Origin of the sequence: Cupriavidus yeoncheonensis (assembly GCF_905397275.1) — a bacterium.
In the GTDB taxonomy this organism is placed as follows: Bacteria; Pseudomonadota; Gammaproteobacteria; order Burkholderiales; family Burkholderiaceae; genus Cupriavidus; species Cupriavidus yeoncheonensis.
The window spans coordinates 134956-152457 of sequence record NZ_CAJPUY010000018.1 but is presented as its reverse complement, the minus strand read 5'-3'; the positions used below and the strand labels follow the sequence as shown (position 1 = coordinate 152457).

Sequence of the window (17502 nt, the reverse complement as noted above, 5' to 3'; positions counted from 1 at the left end):
CCTTGGAAACGGGAGAATGGATGGAACTGGAGCGACAAAGCCTTGCGGTACTACAGCAGTTCGGGCGGACCTACCGCGCCTATGCGTCGGCTTTCGAGCAGCGCATCGGGCTGCCGTTGCCGCGCTGGCGTATCCTGTTTGCGCTGCATACGCAGGAGGACGCCATCGCGCAGAAAGCTCTGGCTGAGCGCGTGAACATGGACCCGGGCGCACTGACGCGGCAGCTCAAGGCGATGGAGGAGCTGGGCTGGGTCCTGCGCAATACCTCGGAGCGCGACAACCGCGTCACGCACGTCACGTTGTCCGCCGCGGGCAAGACCATGGTGGAAGGCAAGATGCCCCTGCGCTCGGCCTTTCTCCAGGATGTGCTCGAAAACGTCCCCGAGTCGACCATGGTCGAACTATCGAGAGGCCTGGCTCAGCTGGAGGCAGGCATTGCCGGTGCCGTGGCCCGCGCGGCGGAGTTGGCGAACGCCGAGTGAAGGCGTCGCGCGGCGCTTGACTAAGTCGGCAGCAGGATGCCCTGGCGCGCCGCGCATTCGAACAGCTCGCGATCATTGCTGGCTCCCAGCTTCTGCATCGCACAATTCTTCTGGCGGCTGATGGTCTTGACGCTCCGGCACAGGATGGCGGCGATCTCGCTGACCGAGCGTCCGCTCAGATAGAGCCGGATGACTTCCGTCTCGCGCACCGACAGGCGTTGCGCAACCTGCTGACCGGGTTCGAGCGGGCTGTCCAGGTTGGTCTGCGCCAGGATATCGAGAGCCGATTTGCCGATGTAATGGAAGCCCCGCTGGATGCGGGCGACAACCGTGATCAGTTCGGACAGCGGCGCGTCCTTCAGGACCAGCCCATGGACGCGCGCTTTGAGAATCGAACGCAGGATCATGGGGTTGGTGATCATGGTGAGCACAATCACGCTGACCGAGGGATGGTGCCGCCGCAGCGTGGAGATCAGCCGGATGCCATCCGGATCCCGGGGGCCTGGCATGTGATAGTCGGTGATCACGATGTCCGGGCGCAGGGCCTCGACGCTGCTCAGCAGCTCGGTGGCGCTGGTGACCATGCCGCAGACCACCCAGCCCGGCTGCGTCTGCAATTGGTCGCGGACGGCGGCGCCGACGACCGGGTGGTCGTCGGCCAGCAGGATTCTCAGTGTCATGGCGCGGTCCTTGTCGTGGGAATGGCAGGCTGTGCTGCGCCCCAAAAAATCGCCGCACGCCATGACGGCGCGCGGCGCGAAGGACGCATCAACATCTGCGCACGTGCCAGGGTCTCGAGCCAAACGGGAGGGGCCGCGACAGGCAGTGCGGGCCCAGAATACTGGTCCCGCCGCCACGGCGGACTAAGAAACTTCGCAAATACTTGCAGCCAAACGTGGCGGTGCCGTCGACGGGACGGCACCGGGATGCTGGTGTGGTGGGTACTGGCGGGCAGCAGACGCTGCGCGAAACTGGCCGCGCGCCACCGGGGTTCGCGTTACCGCGAACAGATGGAAGTCGCTGAGGACGTCGGAATGTCCTGCCTGCCGCGGCTCAGGCCGCGGCGGCGTGCCGTGGCGACTCCCGCCGGCCCTTGCGCCGGTTGTCGATGGCCTTGAGCGGATCGCGCAGGACTGCATTGCCCACGTCCATGATGTCGCGCAGGGCGCTCTTGTCGTGTGCGCGTTCGGGGGCCCAGAAATGCAGCGCGGCCCATTCCGGGAAGCTGCTCGGCGGTGCCAGCAGGCGCGTCTTGCGATCACGCGTGACCAGCGGCACGTTGAAATCCAGCACGGGGCAGATGCCGCCGGCCGAATGCAGCAGCGTGATCTGCGTGTGCCAGGAGGGCACGACCGTTTCACGGTGTCCGGGGGTGCTGGCCTGGCGTGCCAGGAAGCTGCGCAGCGGACTGCCGGCTTCGCAGTCTTCCTGCAGCAGGATCCAGTCGCTTTCCGTATCGTCCGAGTTGCCGGCGCGCATCGCGCTGACCAGCCGGCGCGGCGTGGCCAGGATGTTATGCGGCAGCACCTTTTCCGGGTTGTGCCCGCCGTCGACGACGAAGGCGCAATCGAGCTCGCCATTGTCCAGGCTCTCGGCCAGCGTGGCGTCGGCAATCACCGGTCTTGTCACGAAGCTGTCATGGGGAAACCGCTCGCACAGCGTGGTCAGGATCTCGGTGATGACGGGGTCGCCAATGGACGAGGAAAACCCGATCGACAGGCGCCGGCCGTGGCGGCTTTTTTGCGGGGCCAGTTCGTTTGGCCGTACCAGCAGGCTCCATTTGGCCAGGATCTGCCGAGCGGTCTGTTCCAGGCGCAGCGCGTGCGGCGTCGGCTCCAGCGTGCCGTTGCGCTTGACGAAGAGCGGGTCGCCGGTGATCTCGCGCAACCGTGCCAGGCTGTAGGCGACGGTCGGAACGCGGCCTTGCGTGCAGGCTGCGACCGCGCTGAGGTCGCGGTACTCCATCACCAAGACAAAGACGTGCAACAACTTCGTGCTGACATGACGCATTCTGACTTCTCCCGATCCATGGATTCTGTTTTCGTTCTTCTTTTATTTTCTGGCACGGCAATGTGACAGCATTGCGCGGCCGAGACATGCCGCGTCCGCAAACCTAGCGATCGGGTTCGCGGGCGGACAAAGGAATTTCCGTGGCTGCGGGAACGGGAACCGGCAAGCGCTGGTTGCGGCGGATCAGGCTACCAAGAAGCATGACACAACTCCTAAATGTGCGACTCGCGTCGACAAATGGCGTAGTGACTCCTCAATCCTTCAGGCCCGTGCTTGCCGGCAGTTCTGGTGCGTCACCGGGCGTGTGAATGCCGGTGTAGAACTGGCGGGCCGCCCGTCTGTGGGCGCTCCTTGGAGCGCTGTCTGCGGGCGTACGAAATTTAGTTGATGCCGAGGAATCTTAATACATCAACCGGCAAGTTCCTAGGAAGTAACTGACATTCCGATATGCAGCACTCACAGTTCAGGAGCGCTTGTCTGGACATGAAAACATGGCGGAAACGTGCTGCAAAGCGCCTGGCACAAGGGAAGACGGCCTTCCATCAGCGCTTCCGGACGGGTCCATCGTCAGGGACAACTATCGTGCGGACTCATGCGAAAACTCCACCGTCGTGATATGCGGCCAATCTGGATTCCAAATTGGAAAAACCAACGCGGACGGCCGCAAGCCATGCGCTTCCTGGTCGTCGCGATCATCTCTGCATCGTGATGGCGCGTCCGGTTTGAGAACCCGCTTGCAGATATTGCCCTCGCACGAAAGCCGGCTCGCACAATTTGCTTAACTCGCCCAGCAAAGACGTTGAATTGCCTTTTGACTCGGCGGTGGGCTAACGTACGGGCAGGGTCGGGCACGGTTAGCGGCGCGCATGGGACGGTTGCGTAGCGGAGAAAATCGGTGAACAGACGGTATTCGGAAGAGCAGATCCGCACCTATCTGGCCGAGGCCGCCAGCGGCGTGCCGGTGCGCGAGTTGTGCGCGCGGTATGGCTTCAGCGATGCTTCCTTTTATGGCTGGCGCGCGCGCTATGGGCAGCCTGGACAGGGGGATGCGCGCGAAGGGCGTAAACTGCGCGAGTTGCAGGAGGAGAACACCCGGCTCAAGAGCATGCTGGCGGATGCGCTGCTCAAGCTCGAACTGCTGCGCAACCGTACGGGCCGCAACGGCAGCGGAAAGGACCGTTGACCGCCAACCCCGCCAATCCCATTGCGGATCCCGCGCGGATCCAGCAGGCGCCCCGCCTCGCCTTATGCGAGCAGTGCGCCGTCCCGGAGTCTCAGATTGAAGCAGGTGATTTGTCGCAAGGTATGCATGCTGGCCTGTGCAGGGCTGCTTGCCGCACAGGCCTGGGCCGCGTCGGATACGTCGCTCCCGGCGCCGATGGTTGCGCCGCCGCCACCGCGCATGGTCGACAGCGCCACGGCAACCGTGGAATCTACCGACGGCACCTTGTCGGTATCGCAGCGCCAGCGCTGCCGGTCGCTGCTGGATCAGATCAACGCGCTGCCCGCGGGGCAGCAGTGGTCGACCGGCACCTCGTCGGTCACCACGGCTGACGGGCGCACATATCCGACCCTGGAGCGACAGGCGGACCGCAAGCGCCTGGAAGAGGCATACCGCCAGGAATGCGCGCAGCAGCCCCGGTGACCACAGCGCGGGCTGCACAAGCCGGTAGCAGTTGAGTGCCAGCCCGTTGGCCCCGCCCAGTGCCCTAGAACAGGTGCGGTTCGTCGCCGGGCCCGGCATGCGCGGCCATGGCGGCCGGCGCCTGTCGGGGCATCGGTTCCAGGTCCGCATAGACCGCGGCCAGGCCGTCGCGGTCGATCAGCCGCAAGCGGCGCTGCCGGACCGAGATCAGGCCCACCGAGGCAAAACGCGACAACAGGCGCGACACCGTTTCAAGCGTCAGGCCGAGCAGGCTGGCAATGTCCGTTCGTGACATGGCCAGTGTAAGCGAGCCGTCGGTGCCACCGCGGCGCCGGTGTTCGGTGTCCAGGTCCAGCAGCAGCATGGCCAGCCGCTGCGCGGCTCTCATCGAGCCGATCGCAACCAGCAGGATGCGCTCACGTTCGGCCTGATGACGCATGACGGCCAGAACGGAATCCCGGAAGGGCGGATCGGCCATGTGCGTGCGCAGCGCTTCGATCGACACGACACAGCACATGGTGTCCTGCAAGGCGATGGCGCTGACACTGTAGGCCGAGGCCTCGTTCGGCTCCAGGCCCAGGACATCTCCGGACAGCGAGAACCCCGTTACCTGGCGCCATCCCAGCGGGGATTCATAAACCTGCTTGGCACTCCCTTCCCGTAGCGGAAACACCGCCGCAACGGGGCGGCCCTGGCGGTAGAAGGCGTCGCCCGCGGCCACTGTGACGTGCGTCGGCTGCAGGGACTTCTGCGCACCCGGCGACAAATCGGCCGTCGATGCGTCACGGCAGACATGGCGAAAGAGGCAGAGCGAGCATGAGGGCGAGTCAGGCATGTGGCGTGGGCGCCTGTAGGCGACGGACCTAGTATAAGTGCACTGCAACAGCTGCTATCTCCCTGCGATCTGTATTCTTTCGTTGCTCTGCATGAATCTTTTCGAGTGGCGTAAAGCTGCCGGTCGCACGTCACTGCGCGGCCACCGGCGATGCGAAAAAGCCACGCTCGAGGCGGCCCTGGCAGTCCGTGTGTTATGCTGCATCGCAACAATATGTAGAACACCGGGGGAGATTGCATCTCACGCGACCAGGAGTTCTCATGGCCAAGAGCCTTGCCACGGACTGGCAGGCGCAATTCCGGCGACTCAGCCGGGCGCAGGCCCAGACCGAAGCACAAGTGAAATCGTGGCTTGAACGGATTGAATCGTTGAGCCCGCTGGCGCCCCGGCGCCGTATCCGGACACCGCATGGTGCTCCGCTTTCTCCGCGGCATGCCGAGCCGCATTTGCCAGGGAGCTGGGAATCCCACCGCCTGCGCCTGGCGCCACTGCCCGGCGAGCTGGTGCCGCAGCTGTCGTATCACCTCTACGTGCCGGCCAGCGCCAAGCACCGCTTTCGCGGCCCATTGCCGCTGGTGGTGATGCTGCATGGCTGCCGGCAGACCCCCGACGAACTCGCTGCCGGCACCCGCATGAACGCGCTGGCCGAGCATGAAGGCTTCATGGTGGCGTATCCCCAGCAGCCGCTGCGGCGCCAGTTGCAGCGCTGCTGGCAATGGTTCGACCTTGCCGCCGGCGAGGGTGGCCGCGAAGCGCAGGCCGTGGCGGCGCTGATCGAGACACTGTCGCGACGCCACGACGTGCGCGAGGATCAGGTCTACGTTGCCGGGATGTCTGCCGGCGCGGCGATGGCCGCGGTGGTGGCGTTGCGTTATCCGGAGCGCGTTGCGGCAGTGGGCCTGCACTCCGGGGTCGTGGTGGGCGCAGCGGACAACCCGCATGAGGGTCTGAAGGCCATGCAGCACGGGTCGACCGCGGATCCGGCATGGCTGCTCGACGCCGCCGGTGCCACGCCGGGCGGCCCCGAACTGCCAGCGATCGTGGTGCACGGCCTCGACGATGATGCTGTCCATCCGGTCAACGGCCGCCTGCTTGCGCGGCAGTTCCTGGCCTACAACGGCCTGGAAGACCGCCCGGGCGGGATTGCGGAGGCGCAGGCGAGCCTGCCTGCCGGCCATTTCCATGAAGCCAGATTCGGGCGCTGGAGCCGCGATCTGGTCACGCTGGTTGAGGTGGAGGGGCTGGGCCACGCATGGAGCGGCGGAGACGGCGACTACAGCTATCACAGCGCCATCGGCCCCGATGCCAGCGCCATGATGTGGGAGTTCTTCCGCGGGCACCGGCGCTAGCGCAGGCGTCTTTCCATGAAAAAAGGAGGGCGCCAGGCCCTCCTTCATCGCAACCTGGCAAGGGCGTGCATCAGCCGCGCACGGGATCCTTGACGAACAGCGCCGTCACCATGCCCAGCGCGCACACCGCGACCACGTAGTGCGCGGGCGCGAGCGGATCGTTCTTGAGCATGAGCGTGACGACCATCGGCGTCAGGCCGCCGAAGATCGCGTAGGACAGGTTGTACGAGAACGAGAGGCCCGAAAAGCGCACCTGCGCCGGGAAGGCATTGACCAGCACGAACGGCACCGCGCCGATGGTGCCGACCAGAAAGCCCGCCAACGCGTACAGTGGCACCAGCAGATCTGGCCGGGTGTGGATGGTGGTGTAGAGGGCGTAGGCGCTGGCAGCCAGCAGCAGGCCGCCAAAGAACAGCGTGCGGCGCGCGCCGATGCGGTCGGCGAGCGCGCCCGATATCACGCAGCCGGCGGTCAGGCACAGCGTGGCCACGCTGTTGGCCACCAGGGCCGTGCGCGCGTCGAAGCCGTAGAGCTTCTGCAGGAACGTGGGGGTCATCAGGATCACCACCACGATGCCCGCGGACAGCATCCACGTCAGCAGCATCGACACCACGATTGCGCCGCGGTGGTCGCGTACCACCGACTTCAGGGGCATTTCCGCCGCCAGCGCCTTGCGCTTCTGCAGTTCGGCGAAGACCGGCGTTTCATGCAGCCAGCGGCGCAGGTACATCGAGGCAATGCCGAACACGCCGCCGATCAGGAACGGCACGCGCCAGCCCCAGTCGGCCAGTTCGGCCGGCGTGAACACCGCATTGATGCCGGTGGCCACCAGCGAGCCCAGCAGGATCCCCGCGGTCAGCCCGCACGTCAGCGTGCCGCACGCATAGCCCACGTGGCGGGCGGGCACATGTTCCGACACGAACACCCAGGCGCCGGGCACTTCGCCGCCCACGGCCGCGCCCTGCAGGATGCGCAATACCAGCAGCAGCACCGGGGCCAGCAGGCCGATCGTGTGGTAGGTCGGCATCAGGCCCATCAGCAGCGTGGGCACCGACATCAGCAGAATTGACAGCGTGAACATCTTCTTGCGGCCCAGCAGGTCGCCGAAGTGCGCCATGATGATGCCGCCCAGCGGCCGGGCCAGGTAGCCCGCGGCGAAGATGCCGAAGGTCTGCAACTGCCGCAGCCAGTCGGGCACCGACGGCGGGAAGAACAACTGCCCGATCACCGTCGCGAAGAACACGAAGATGATGAAGTCATAGAACTCGAGGGCGCCGCCGAGTGCGGCCAGGGAAAGGGTCTTGTAATCCTGTCCGGTCAGTGGCCGCGCGGATCTTGCCTGCGCGCCCGCGATCGGGTCGGTACTGCTGGTGGTAGACATGAATGGACTCGCATGAAAGGCATCTCATGCGAAGCGCACAACACGGGTTGCGTGGAGAGTGTGGCCGGAGGGTACAGCGCGGGGGAGGCAGGCACTACGTGGCGGGTAAGCCGCAGGCTTGCGACCAAACGCTTCGCAAAGGCGTAAAGATATCAGATCGGCCCTTGTTCTGTTGACAAGACAAGGGATGAGGCAGAGGACGAATTCTTTGCTTTGCCTCCAACCATTGCCATAATGTCAAAAAAAAGTGAAATCCGGGGCACAAAGTGCTGTGCATCACCGGTAGCGGGGTTGAGTTCATCGGGAATGACATGGAAATCAAGGATTCCATCCAGTTCGCTACGGCTACGCCGCGGCGCAGGCTGGCTTTGCGCGTGGCCGGCGGCGTGGTGGCTGCGCTGGCGGTGTTCGGGCTGGCCGGCTACTTCGGCGGTCCGCCGCTGATCAAGTCGCTCATCGAGAAGAACGCCACCGAGGCGCTCGGCCGCAAGGTGACCTTGGGCGGGGCGCATGTGCGTCCGTTCGAGCTTGCGGCGACGCTGAACAACCTCACCATCTACGAACGCGACGGCAAGACGCCCGCCGTGACGCTGGGCGAGCTGGAGGCAAACACCTCGCTGGCTTCGGTCTGGCACCTCGCGCCGGTGGTGGATTCCCTGCATATCGACCGGCTGGCCGTGCATGCGGTGCGTGAGCCCGACGGCCGCATGAGCTTTGCCGATATCCAGGACAAGCTGGCCGCCCAGCCGCCGAAGCCGCCCGATGCCAAGCCGGCCCGCTTCTCGGTCAACAACATTGCCGTGACCGGCAGCTCGCTGGCCTATGAGGACAAGGTGGCCGGCTCGGCCGTGCGCGTCGACAACCTGACGCTGACGCTGCCCTTCCTGTCGAACCTGCCGCACGATGTGGAGATCGTCACGCGGCCCACGCTCAGCGCGCACATCAACGGCACGCCGCTGGCGCTCGATGGCACCGTCCTGCCGTTCGCCGATTCGCGCGAAACGCACCTGAACGTCAACCTCGACGGGCTCGATGTCGCCCGCTTCATGCCGTTCGCACCCAAGCTCAAGGATGCGGAGGTCAGGCATGGCCTGCTCGACACGCGACTGACTCTGGGCTTCCGCCAGCAGAAGGACAAGCAGGACATCTTCGTATCGGGTACCGCGGCGCTGCGCGAGCTGGACGTGCGCACGGCCGCGGGTGCGCCGCTGGTCAGCAACGGCAAGCTGGCGCTCGACATCGACCGCGTGGAACCGCTGGCGCAACGCGCCCATCTGCGCAGCGTCGATATCGAAGGGCTGAACGTCGCCGCGGCGCGGCGCGCGGACGGTTCGCTGAACCTGGCCACGGCCTTCCTGCCGCAAGCCGCGCCTGCCGCCAGGGCCGCGCCGCAGGCGGCGGCGCCGGCATCGGCGCCGGCCGCAGCAAAGCCGCAAGACGCCGGGTGGCGCTACGCCGTCGACCGCGTCATGCTCAAGCAGGCGCGCTTCGGTTTCGAAGATGCGTTGGCGCCGTCCGGGCCGGGCAAGCTGGCGCTGGGCCCCATCGATGCGGAAGTCAATGGCCTGGCCAGTGCCGACGCCGACAAGGCGACCAAGGTGCAGGCGAAGATCACGGTGGCCAACGGCCAGACGCTCACACATACGGGCGAATTGTCGATGCGGCAGGGGACGCTGGCCGGCACGCTGGAGACCACGGGTCTGCAGCCGCAGGGGTTTGCGTCCTGGTGGCCGCACGCACTGCACGCGCAGTTCGGCAACACCGCGGTCAACGCGGAGCTCCATTACAGGATGTCGTGGGCACAGCCCGTGTTCCAGTTCGTGCTTGAGAAGTCGCGGCTGGAACTGGCACCGCTGCACGTCGCTACGCGCGAGGCGGTGGTCATGCCGGCGGTCGCGGCCTCTTCCAGTGAACCGGCGGCACGCCAGGCGCGCGCGGACCGGGCCGAGCGCGCCAACCGCGCCCGTCGTGCGCGCGAGACCGACAGCGAGGGCGCGAACCTGCCCTTGCTCCAGGCCGACAAGGCGGTGCTCGACGACATCGGCCTGGACCTGGCCAAACAGACCTTCGAGGCCGCCGAGCTGGCGATTACCAAGCCGCAGATTGCGGCGACGCGCGACCATCGCGGGCAGTTGCTGGAAATGGCGCGTATCTGGGCGAGCGAATCGGCGCGCCAGACCGAAGCCGGCCGCCAGCAACCGGGCGCGCCGTCGGCCGCGGCGAACGGTGCGGCACCGCCCGCCGGCGGCGGCTGGAAGGTGCGCCTCGGCAAGGTCGGGCTCGACGGCGGCGCGGCCCGCCTGGCCGACTACGCGCCGGCCGAGATCAACCGCGGGCGGCCGGTCATCCACCAGTACCGCAATATCGGCCTGACCACGGGAGCCATCGCGTGGCCGCTGACGGCCGCGGCGGTGCCCATCAAGCTGCATGCCGAATCGGGCAAGCGCGGCGTGATCGGCATGGAAGGCAATGTCCTGCCGGCCGCCCCGGCCAGCCAGTTGCAGCTCGACCTGCGCGAGATCGACCTGGCACCGGTGCAGCCCTACGTGGGCGAACGCCTCAACGCCGCGCTGCGCAGCGGCACGCTGACCGTCAAGGGCCGGCTGGCCGTCAGCGCGCCGCCGGGCAAGCCGCTTGCCGCGCGGTTTGCCGGCAACGCGCAGGTGGCCAATGTGCGTTCCGTCGACCGCGTGACCGGCGACGACTTCCTGCGCTGGCGCTCGCTGGCGGTGTCGGGCATCGACTTCAGCATGGACGACAGCAAGGGCCCGATGCGCGTGGCGCTGAACAATATCGCGCTGTCGGACTTCTATGCGCGCGTGATCCTGAACGCCAACGGCCGCCTGAACCTGCAGGACGTGATGGCGGGCGGCGCGGCCAAGGGCGAGGCGCAGCCGGCCACGAGCCTGACGCAGGCGAACCCGGCTTCGGCGCCCGCGGCATCCGCGCCGGCAGCAACGCCGCCCGCGCCGGCTGCCGCGGGGCCGAAGCCGCAGGTGCTGATCGGCGGTGTGTCGGTGGACAAGGGCAACATCAATTTTTCGGACTTCTTCGTCAGGCCGAACTACAGCGCCAACCTGACCGGCATGAAGGGCTCGGTGTCGAAGGTGTCGTCGGGCGACCCGACGCCGGCCGACATCGTGCTCAATGGCCGGCTCGATGACGATGCCCCGGTCAGCATCAGCGGCAAGATCAATCCGCTCGGCGAGCAGCTCTTCCTGGACATCGCCGCCAAGGCGTCGGGCGTGGAGCTCACGCGCCTGACGCCGTATGCGGCCAAGTACGCCGGCTACCCGATCACCAAGGGCAAGCTGACCGTGGACGTGGCCTACAAGATCGACCACGGCAAGCTCGACGCGAGCAACCACCTGTACCTCGACCAGCTCACCTTCGGCGACAAGGTCGACAGCCCGGACGCGACCAAGCTGCCCGTGCTGCTGGCGGTGTCGCTGCTCAAGGACCGCCACGGGGTGATCGACGTCAACCTGCCGGTCTCCGGTTCGCTGTCGGATCCGGAGTTCAGCATCGGCGGCGTGATCGTGCGGGTGATCGTGAACCTGCTGGCCAAGGCGATTACGTCGCCGTTCGCGCTGATCGGGTCGGCGTTTAGCGGCGGCGGCAGCGGCGAGGAGCTTGGCTATGTGGAATTCGCGCCCGGGACGGCAACGCTCACGCCCGCCGCGAAGGACAAGGTGGCCACGGTTGCCAAGGCGCTCAATGACCGGCCGTCGCTGAAGCTGGAAATCAGCGGCCGCATCGACCCGGCCACCGACGAGGCTGGTGCCCGCCGCGCATGGCTCGACGCCCGCGTGGCCGAGCAGAAGCGGCGCGACCAGCGCAAGAGCGCGCAGGAAGGCGACGAAGCCGGCGACAGCGACGCGGGCGAGCAGGGCGCCGACCTGAAGGTGTCGAAGCAGGAGTATCCGAAGTACCTTGAAGAGGTCTACAAGCGCACCTCCATGAAGAAGCCGCGCAATTTCGTCGGCTTTGCCAAGTCGCTGCCGCCCGAGGAAATGGAGAAGATGCTGATGGCGAATGCCACGGTGTCGGATACCGATCTGAGGCAGCTGGCGGACCAGCGCGCGCTGGTCGTCAAGCAGGCGCTGGAGCGTGACGGCAAGGTGCCGGAAGACCGGCTGTTCCTGACCGCGCCGCACCTGAACGCCGAGGGCATCAAGGACAAGGGCGCGCCGAACCGGGTGGACTTCTCGATCCGCCAGTGAGCGGTTCCGTGGCCGGTGCCGGACAGGCGCCGGCGCCGGCGCATGTTCGCCGGTCGCAAAAACCGCGTATGATTCGGCCCGGAAAATGTATCGGGCCGCCAGCGCGCGGCCGCTCTGGGAGAAAGGTTTGCAGCAGGATCAGCTTGAAGCGGCAGTCGCCTACAAGACCTGGGTTTGCGTGATCTGCGGCTGGGTGTACGACGAAGAACTGGGCTGTCCGGAAGACGGCCTAATCGCCGGCACCCGCTGGGAAGATGTTCCCGATGACTGGCGCTGCCCGGAATGTGACGTGGGCAAGGCCGAATTCGCCATGATCGAACTGTGACGTTGCCGGCACGCGTCGGCAACGCGGCCAGCGGCGGCGCCTAGTGCCTGGCTGCGTGCCTGCACAGACCGGCGCGTTGCCGCGCGCAGCGCCGATAGCGCATGCGATACGGGTGGCTGCATCGCCACACTCCGACCGAAACGGTCAAGCAGAGCAATACCGCCATCACGGCGGCAATCAGGCCGATCGACATCTGCGGCGCTCCTCTCTCTCGACAAGTGCCTGAGCCTCGTGGCTCAGATCAGCAGCGGCAACGCCTCCAGTACCAGCACAGCCACCAGCGCGCCGATGAGTGCGCCCATGGTGCGGCAACTGATACGCAGGTATCTGGCGGTCACCGGGATCGAGCCCATGGCGATCACGCCAACCAGTGCCATCGGGATCAGGAATACAAGATCGTGCGCCTGAAAATGCCACATCATGGCGGTCTCCTGTCTCTCTGTCTTACGGCTCCAGTATAGGCAGTGTGTGGCGAATAAACGGCCGCTTGCATCGGGATTGACCCGCATGCCCGACGGCATTCCTGTTGCGCCGCGCCACGGCGGGCCGCGTACCGTCCATGCCACGTGCCGGCGTGCCGTGTGTGGTGGCGCGCGGACTCTGGCATCTTTTTCGCCCCACCGGGTCTAACTGTGCGACCCCGCGTGTCCTATCCTGTGCAAATACGCGGGCCTGTCCCGCGATACAGAGAGGCGGAGGTGGCTATGGAACTTCACATGCATTCGCACCATTACGTGCGGCGCTCGCCGGACTGGACCGCAGCCGCGGTTTCGGGGCTGGCGGCCGGCGCGTTGCTGCTGGTGCTGGAGCTGTTCTGGTCCACGATGGTGTCGGGCGTGAATCCGTGGGGCACCACGCGCATGATCGCCGCCATCCTGATGGGCCGGGACGTATTGCAGACCTCGCTGTTCAGCGTGGGCACCGTGGCGGCCGCACTGGTCATCCACTTCGTGCTGGGCGCCTTGCTGGGGATGGTGCTGGCCGTGATCATCGCGCCGTTCCAGCTGGATTCGAGCATCCGCATGACCCTGGTCGCGGGCGCAGTGTTCGGCGTGGCCGTCTACCTGTTCGACTTCCATGTCATGACGCGCATCTTCACGTGGTTTGCCGATGCGCGTGGCTGGCACACGCTGGTCGGCCACATGATCTTCGGCATGGTGGCGGCGGTGAGCTACTGGAAGCTCGAAAGCAAGGATGTATCGCATTGAGCGCTGCATGCGCTCGCTCGCAAGCGGCCGGCGCCGCCTGATGCGCGCCGCACTGCAGGATCGCTGATTTAGCCACGCGCTTTGGCCACTACACGGGCGGCGCGCGACGACAACGGCGGATGGGCGACCCATCCGCCGTTTTTTCCATGCCTGCGGCGCATGCGCGAGCGCGTGCGGCCGCTTGTGCGATGCGGCAGGCGAGGGCGCCCGTGTCGCCTTGCAGTGACCTGACGGCATGCACTAGTCTTATCTCAACCCTGCGTGACTTCCGCATCCCTCGCCACGCGCGAGGAGGAGGTTGGATATGGCGATGGCCATCGCACTCGTAGTCATCGTCGTCGCTTCGGTGCTCTTTCATTTCCTGAGCCCGTGGTGGGCGACCCCGCTGGCGTCCAACTGGAAGCAGATGGACGACACGCTCACCATTACCCTGGTCATCACGGGCGTCTTCTTCATCGTCATCAACCTGTTCATCGGCTATATCGCCTGGCGCTTCCGTCATGGTGCGCCGCGGCAGAACGGGCAGAATGGCCACCGTGCCGGCTACCATCCCGAGAACCGGAAGCTGGAAATCTGGCTCACCGTCGGCACCGCCTTCGGGGTCATGGCGCTGCTGGCGCCGGGGCTGTTCGTGTACGCCGACTACGTGCGCCCGCCGCGCGACGCCATGGTGATGGAAGTCATCGGCCAGCAGTGGCAATGGGCCTTCCGCTTTCCCGGCAAGAGCGGCCAGCTTGGCACCTCCGACCCGCGCTTCATCAGCGGCACCAATCCGCTTGGGCTCAATCCGGACGATCCGCGCGGCCAGGACAACGTCGTCATCAGCGGACCGGAAGTCCACCTGCCGCTGAACCGGCCGGTCAAGGTGCTGCTGCGCTCGCGCGATGTGCTGCATGACTTCTACGTACCACCGTTCCGCGCGCGCATGAACATGGTCCCGGGCATGGTGACGTCGTTCTGGTTCACGCCGACGCAGGCCGGGCGCTTCGAGATCCTGTGCGCGCAGCTCTGCGGCGTGGGCCACTACAACATGCGCGGCATGGTGGTGGTGGAAGACCAGGCCGCCTTCGACGCGTGGCTGGCAAAGCAGCCAACCTTTGCGATGACGCTTGCCAAGGCGGCGGCACCACCGCCGCCCGCGCCCGCCGGGGCAGCCGGTGGGGCAAACGCCGCGCTGATCGAAACGGGCCGCGCGCTGGCACAGAGCAAGGGGTGCGCAGGGTGCCACAGTATTGACGGCAACCCGGGCGTAGGACCGACGTGGAAGGGCCTGTTCGGCAGGACCGAGACCTTTGCCGACGGCAGCAGCGCGCCGGTCGACGACGCCTTCCTGAAAGAGGAGATTACCGATCCGCAGGCCCGCCTGGTGAAGGGGTTCGGCCCGGTCATGCCCAAGATACCGCTGACCGACGATGAAATCGGTGCCCTGACGGCGTATATCCGCGCACAGGGCAGCGGCGAGGGCGCGGGCGCTGCGCCGCCGGAGTCGGCGTCGGCAGGGGCGCCGGCAGGAGCCACCGCTGCGGCCGAGACCAGTTCCCAGGCGGCGTCGGCGGCTTCCGGCACCTACACGACATCCAATGCCGCCGTAGTGCCGCCGTCCGCGTCACCCAGGGCGGCGACGAAGTGAGGAGAGACGCATGGCTTACGCCGATGATGCCGACCACCACGGACCGTACAGCTTCTGGACCCGCTACGTCTGGAGCCAGGACCACAAAGTGATCGCCGTGCAGTACACCATCACGGCGATCGTGGTGGGGCTGGTGGGCGTGGCGCTGTCCAACCTGATGCGCATGCAGCTCGGGTTCCCGGGCAAATTCGACTTCATCGACGCCAACCGCTACTACCAGTTCGTCACCATGCACGGCATGATCATGGTGATCTACCTGCTGACCGCGCTGTTCCTCGGCGGTTTCGGCAATTACCTGATCCCGTTGATGGTGGGCGCGCGCGACATGGTGTTCCCGTTCCTCAACATGCTCAGCTACTGGGTCTACCTGCTGTCGGTGATCGTGCTGCTGGCCAGCTTTTTCGTGCCGGGCGGCCCGACCGGCGCCGGCTGGACGCTGTATCCGCCGCAGGCCATCCTGCCCGGCACGCCAGGCTACGAGTGGGGCATCATCCTGATGCTGGTGTCGCTGGCCATCTTTATCGTAGCGGCCACCATGGGCGGGCTGAACTACGTCACCACGGTGCTGCAGGCGCGGACCGAGGGCATGACGCTGCTGCGCATGCCGCTGTCGGTGTGGGGCATCTTCATGGCGACCATCCTGGCGCTGCTGGCGTTTCCGGCGCTGTTCGTCTCGGCCGTGATGATGCTGCTCGACCGCACGCTCGGCACCAGCTTCTTCATGCCGGCGATGGTGTCGATGGGCCAGCAGCTCAACTACAAGGGCGGCAGCCCGCTGCTGTTCCAGCACCTGTTCTGGTTCTTCGGCCACCCGGAGGTGTATATCGTCGCCCTGCCGGCCTTCGGCATCGTCTCTGACCTGGTCAGCGTGCATGCGCGCAAGAGCATCTTCGGGTATCGCACCATGGTATGGGCCATCCTGGCCATTGGCGTGCTGTCGGTCGTGGTGTGGGCCCACCACATGTTCGTGAGCGGCATGAACCCGTACTTCGGCTTCTTCTTCGCCACCACCACGCTGATCATCGCCATTCCCACGGCCATCAAGGTCTACAACTGGGTGCTCACGCTGTGGCGCGCCGATATCCATTTCACGGTGCCGATGCTGTTCGCCATCGCGTTCATCAGCACCTTCGTCATCGGCGGGCTCACGGGGCTGTTCCTTGGCAATGTGAGCGTGGATATCCCGCTGTCGAACACGTATTTCGTGGTCGCGCATTTCCACATGGTGATGGGCGTATCGCCGATCCTGGTGGTGTTCGGCGGCATCTACCACTGGTATCCCAAGGTGACGGGCCGCATGCTGGACGACACCCTGGGTCGCGTGCATTTCTGGGTCACCTTCATCGGCACCTACGCCATCTTTTTCCCGATGCACTACCTGGGTGTGCTGGGCATGCCGCGGCGCTACTATGCGTACGAGAACTACGCGTTCATTCCGGAATCCGCGCACGTGATGAACACGTACATCTCGATCGCGGCCTTTATCGTGGCGGCGGCCCAGTTGCTGTTCGTCTTCAACCTGGCCTGGAGCGTGTGGCGCGGGCGCAAGGCTGATGGCAACCCGTGGCGTGCGGCGTCGCTCGAATGGCAGACGCCGCAGACGCCGCCCGCCCACGGCAACTGGGGGCCGCACCTGCCGGTGGCCTACCGCTGGGCCTATGCCTACAGCGTGCCTGGAGCGAAAGAAGACTTCATCGCCCAGAACGCGCCGCCCGAGGCCGGTGGCGCCGAGCCCGAGGCGCACCCCAGCCGCGGAGCCGTGGCATGAACGCCCAGGCCGTCTACAAAGTCAGCCGCGACGAGTTCGGCGGCAATCCGTCGGGCGGTGGCCAGACCCGCGACGAGCACGCCGGCGGCGCGCCCGCGAGCATCGGGCTGTGGATCTTCATGGGCGTGGTCACGGTGCTGTTCGCGCTGTTCCTGACGGCGTATGCCATGCGCATGGACAGCCCCGACTGGCAGCGCATCGCGTTGCCCTGGCAGGTATGGCTGTCCACCGCGCTGCTGACGGCGGGCAGCGTGGCCATGCAGACGGCGGTGCGCCTGGCGCGTGCGGGCCGCATGGCCGGGGCGCGGCGGGCGCTGCGTCTGGGCGGACTGGGTGCGGCGGCTTTTGTCGCGTCGCAGCTATGGGCCTGGCAGGCGCTGCATGCCGTCCATGTCGGTCCGGCGAGCAACCCGGCGGGCAGCTTCTTCTACCTGCTTACCGCCATGCACGGGCTGCACATGCTCGGCGGCCTCGCGGGCTGGGCCTTCGCGTCGCGATTCCGGGGCAGCGGCGAAGGCGCCGTGCTGCGCATGGTGCTGTGCGCCCGGTACTGGCATTTCCTGCTCGCGGTGTGGGTGGTCCTGCTGGCCGCGCTGGGCTGGCTCACGCCCGAGATCGTACGCTACGTCTGCGGCACCGCGTAGCG

15 protein-coding genes are annotated in these 17502 nt (G+C 66.3%); 10 read left to right on the top strand and 5 right to left on the bottom strand.

Going from position 1 to position 17502, the window contains the following annotated elements; translation table 11 throughout:
* Positions 1 to 20: 20 nt before the first annotated feature.
* The gene (locus KHO22_RS23235; protein ID WP_211949531.1) at positions 21 to 482 is read left to right on the top strand and encodes a MarR family winged helix-turn-helix transcriptional regulator; all 462 of its coding nucleotides are present in this window, start codon (positions 21 to 23) and stop codon (positions 480 to 482) included.
* Between the two features lie 20 nt (positions 483 to 502).
* On the opposite strand, the gene KHO22_RS23230 is transcribed toward KHO22_RS23235, so the two are convergent.
* Together KHO22_RS23230 and KHO22_RS23225 are read right to left on the bottom strand one after the other, a co-directional pair.
* Entirely contained in the window at positions 503 to 1162 is a 660-nt protein-coding gene (locus KHO22_RS23230; RefSeq protein ID WP_211949530.1) for a response regulator, read from the bottom strand.
* 373 nt (positions 1163 to 1535) lie between these two features.
* Complete coding sequence (locus KHO22_RS23225) at positions 1536 to 2492, bottom strand: LysR family transcriptional regulator (RefSeq protein WP_211949529.1); 957 nt, start codon at positions 2490 to 2492, stop codon at positions 1536 to 1538.
* 895 nt (positions 2493 to 3387) lie between these two features.
* Between KHO22_RS23225 and KHO22_RS23220 the strand changes: the two genes are divergently transcribed.
* Together KHO22_RS23220 and KHO22_RS23215 are read left to right on the top strand one after the other, a co-directional pair.
* Positions 3388 to 3675, top strand: a complete 288-nt coding sequence (locus tag KHO22_RS23220; RefSeq protein ID WP_211949528.1) for a transposase — start codon at positions 3388 to 3390, stop codon at positions 3673 to 3675.
* 126 nt (positions 3676 to 3801) lie between these two features.
* Positions 3802 to 4137, top strand: a complete 336-nt coding sequence (locus tag KHO22_RS23215; protein WP_211949547.1) for a hypothetical protein — start codon at positions 3802 to 3804, stop codon at positions 4135 to 4137.
* A 64-nt stretch (positions 4138 to 4201) separates the two neighbouring features.
* Here KHO22_RS23215 and KHO22_RS23210 read toward each other — a convergent pair whose 3' ends face one another.
* Complete coding sequence (locus KHO22_RS23210) at positions 4202 to 4972, bottom strand: Crp/Fnr family transcriptional regulator (protein WP_211949527.1); 771 nt, start codon at positions 4970 to 4972, stop codon at positions 4202 to 4204.
* 260 nt (positions 4973 to 5232) lie between these two features.
* Between KHO22_RS23210 and KHO22_RS23205 the strand changes: the two genes are divergently transcribed.
* Positions 5233 to 6321 (top strand): extracellular catalytic domain type 1 short-chain-length polyhydroxyalkanoate depolymerase, encoded by a 1089-nt coding sequence (locus KHO22_RS23205; RefSeq protein WP_211949526.1) that lies wholly within the window; start codon positions 5233 to 5235, stop codon positions 6319 to 6321.
* Between the two features lie 70 nt (positions 6322 to 6391).
* On the opposite strand, the gene KHO22_RS23200 is transcribed toward KHO22_RS23205, so the two are convergent.
* Complete coding sequence (locus KHO22_RS23200; protein WP_211949525.1) at positions 6392 to 7702, bottom strand: MFS transporter; 1311 nt, start codon at positions 7700 to 7702, stop codon at positions 6392 to 6394.
* A gap of 311 nt (positions 7703 to 8013) precedes the next feature.
* On the opposite strand from KHO22_RS23200, the gene KHO22_RS23195 reads away from it, so the two are divergent.
* A complete protein-coding gene (locus tag KHO22_RS23195; RefSeq protein ID WP_211949524.1) occupies positions 8014 to 11925 on the top strand; it encodes a DUF748 domain-containing protein in 3912 nt (1303 codons plus the stop codon).
* Positions 11926 to 12052: 127 nt separating this feature from the next.
* Entirely contained in the window at positions 12053 to 12250 is a 198-nt protein-coding gene (locus KHO22_RS23190; RefSeq protein ID WP_230426975.1) for a rubredoxin, read from the top strand.
* A gap of 236 nt (positions 12251 to 12486) precedes the next feature.
* Here the strand turns inward: KHO22_RS23190 and KHO22_RS23185 are convergent, their stop codons facing one another.
* Positions 12487 to 12669 (bottom strand): hypothetical protein, encoded by a 183-nt coding sequence (locus tag KHO22_RS23185; protein ID WP_011299755.1) that lies wholly within the window; start codon positions 12667 to 12669, stop codon positions 12487 to 12489.
* A gap of 285 nt (positions 12670 to 12954) precedes the next feature.
* Between KHO22_RS23185 and KHO22_RS23180 the strand changes: the two genes are divergently transcribed.
* The 4 genes from KHO22_RS23180 (at position 12955) to KHO22_RS23165 (ending at position 17500) form a co-directional block, all read left to right on the top strand.
* Entirely contained in the window at positions 12955 to 13458 is a 504-nt protein-coding gene (locus tag KHO22_RS23180) for a hypothetical protein (RefSeq protein WP_211949522.1), read from the top strand.
* Between the two features lie 304 nt (positions 13459 to 13762).
* Entirely contained in the window at positions 13763 to 15088 is a 1326-nt protein-coding gene (locus tag KHO22_RS23175) for a cytochrome c oxidase subunit II (RefSeq protein ID WP_211949521.1), read from the top strand.
* A gap of 10 nt (positions 15089 to 15098) precedes the next feature.
* Complete coding sequence (ctaD, locus tag KHO22_RS23170; protein ID WP_211949520.1) at positions 15099 to 16856, top strand: cytochrome c oxidase subunit I; 1758 nt, start codon at positions 15099 to 15101, stop codon at positions 16854 to 16856.
* Entirely contained in the window at positions 16853 to 17500 is a 648-nt protein-coding gene (locus KHO22_RS23165; RefSeq protein ID WP_211949519.1) for a cytochrome c oxidase subunit 3 family protein, read from the top strand. Before ctaD ends, KHO22_RS23165 begins: the two co-directional genes overlap by 4 nt.
* Positions 17501 to 17502 lie beyond the last annotated feature (2 nt).

What these genes read in the sequence shown, in the direction of transcription:
- KHO22_RS23235 (WP_211949531.1), top strand. Translation starts at nt 21, where the DNA reads ATGGAACTGGAGCGACAAAGCCTTGCGGTACTACAGCAGTTCGGGCGG.
- KHO22_RS23230 (WP_211949530.1), bottom strand. Translation starts at nt 1,162, where the DNA reads ATGACACTGAGAATCCTGCTGGCCGACGACCACCCGGTCGTCGGCGCC.
- KHO22_RS23225 (WP_211949529.1), bottom strand. Translation starts at nt 2,492, where the DNA reads ATGCGTCATGTCAGCACGAAGTTGTTGCACGTCTTTGTCTTGGTGATG.
- KHO22_RS23215 (WP_211949547.1), top strand. Translation starts at nt 3,802, where the DNA reads ATGCTGGCCTGTGCAGGGCTGCTTGCCGCACAGGCCTGGGCCGCGTCG.
- KHO22_RS23210 (WP_211949527.1), bottom strand. Translation starts at nt 4,972, where the DNA reads ATGCCTGACTCGCCCTCATGCTCGCTCTGCCTCTTTCGCCATGTCTGC.
- KHO22_RS23205 (WP_211949526.1), top strand. Translation starts at nt 5,233, where the DNA reads ATGGCCAAGAGCCTTGCCACGGACTGGCAGGCGCAATTCCGGCGACTC.
- KHO22_RS23200 (WP_211949525.1), bottom strand. Translation starts at nt 7,702, where the DNA reads ATGTCTACCACCAGCAGTACCGACCCGATCGCGGGCGCGCAGGCAAGA.
- KHO22_RS23195 (WP_211949524.1), top strand. Translation starts at nt 8,014, where the DNA reads ATGGAAATCAAGGATTCCATCCAGTTCGCTACGGCTACGCCGCGGCGC.
- KHO22_RS23185 (WP_011299755.1), bottom strand. Translation starts at nt 12,669, where the DNA reads ATGTGGCATTTTCAGGCGCACGATCTTGTATTCCTGATCCCGATGGCA.
- KHO22_RS23180 (WP_211949522.1), top strand. Translation starts at nt 12,955, where the DNA reads ATGGAACTTCACATGCATTCGCACCATTACGTGCGGCGCTCGCCGGAC.
- KHO22_RS23175 (WP_211949521.1), top strand. Translation starts at nt 13,763, where the DNA reads ATGGCGATGGCCATCGCACTCGTAGTCATCGTCGTCGCTTCGGTGCTC.
- ctaD (WP_211949520.1), top strand. Translation starts at nt 15,099, where the DNA reads ATGGCTTACGCCGATGATGCCGACCACCACGGACCGTACAGCTTCTGG.
- KHO22_RS23165 (WP_211949519.1), top strand. Translation starts at nt 16,853, where the DNA reads ATGAACGCCCAGGCCGTCTACAAAGTCAGCCGCGACGAGTTCGGCGGC.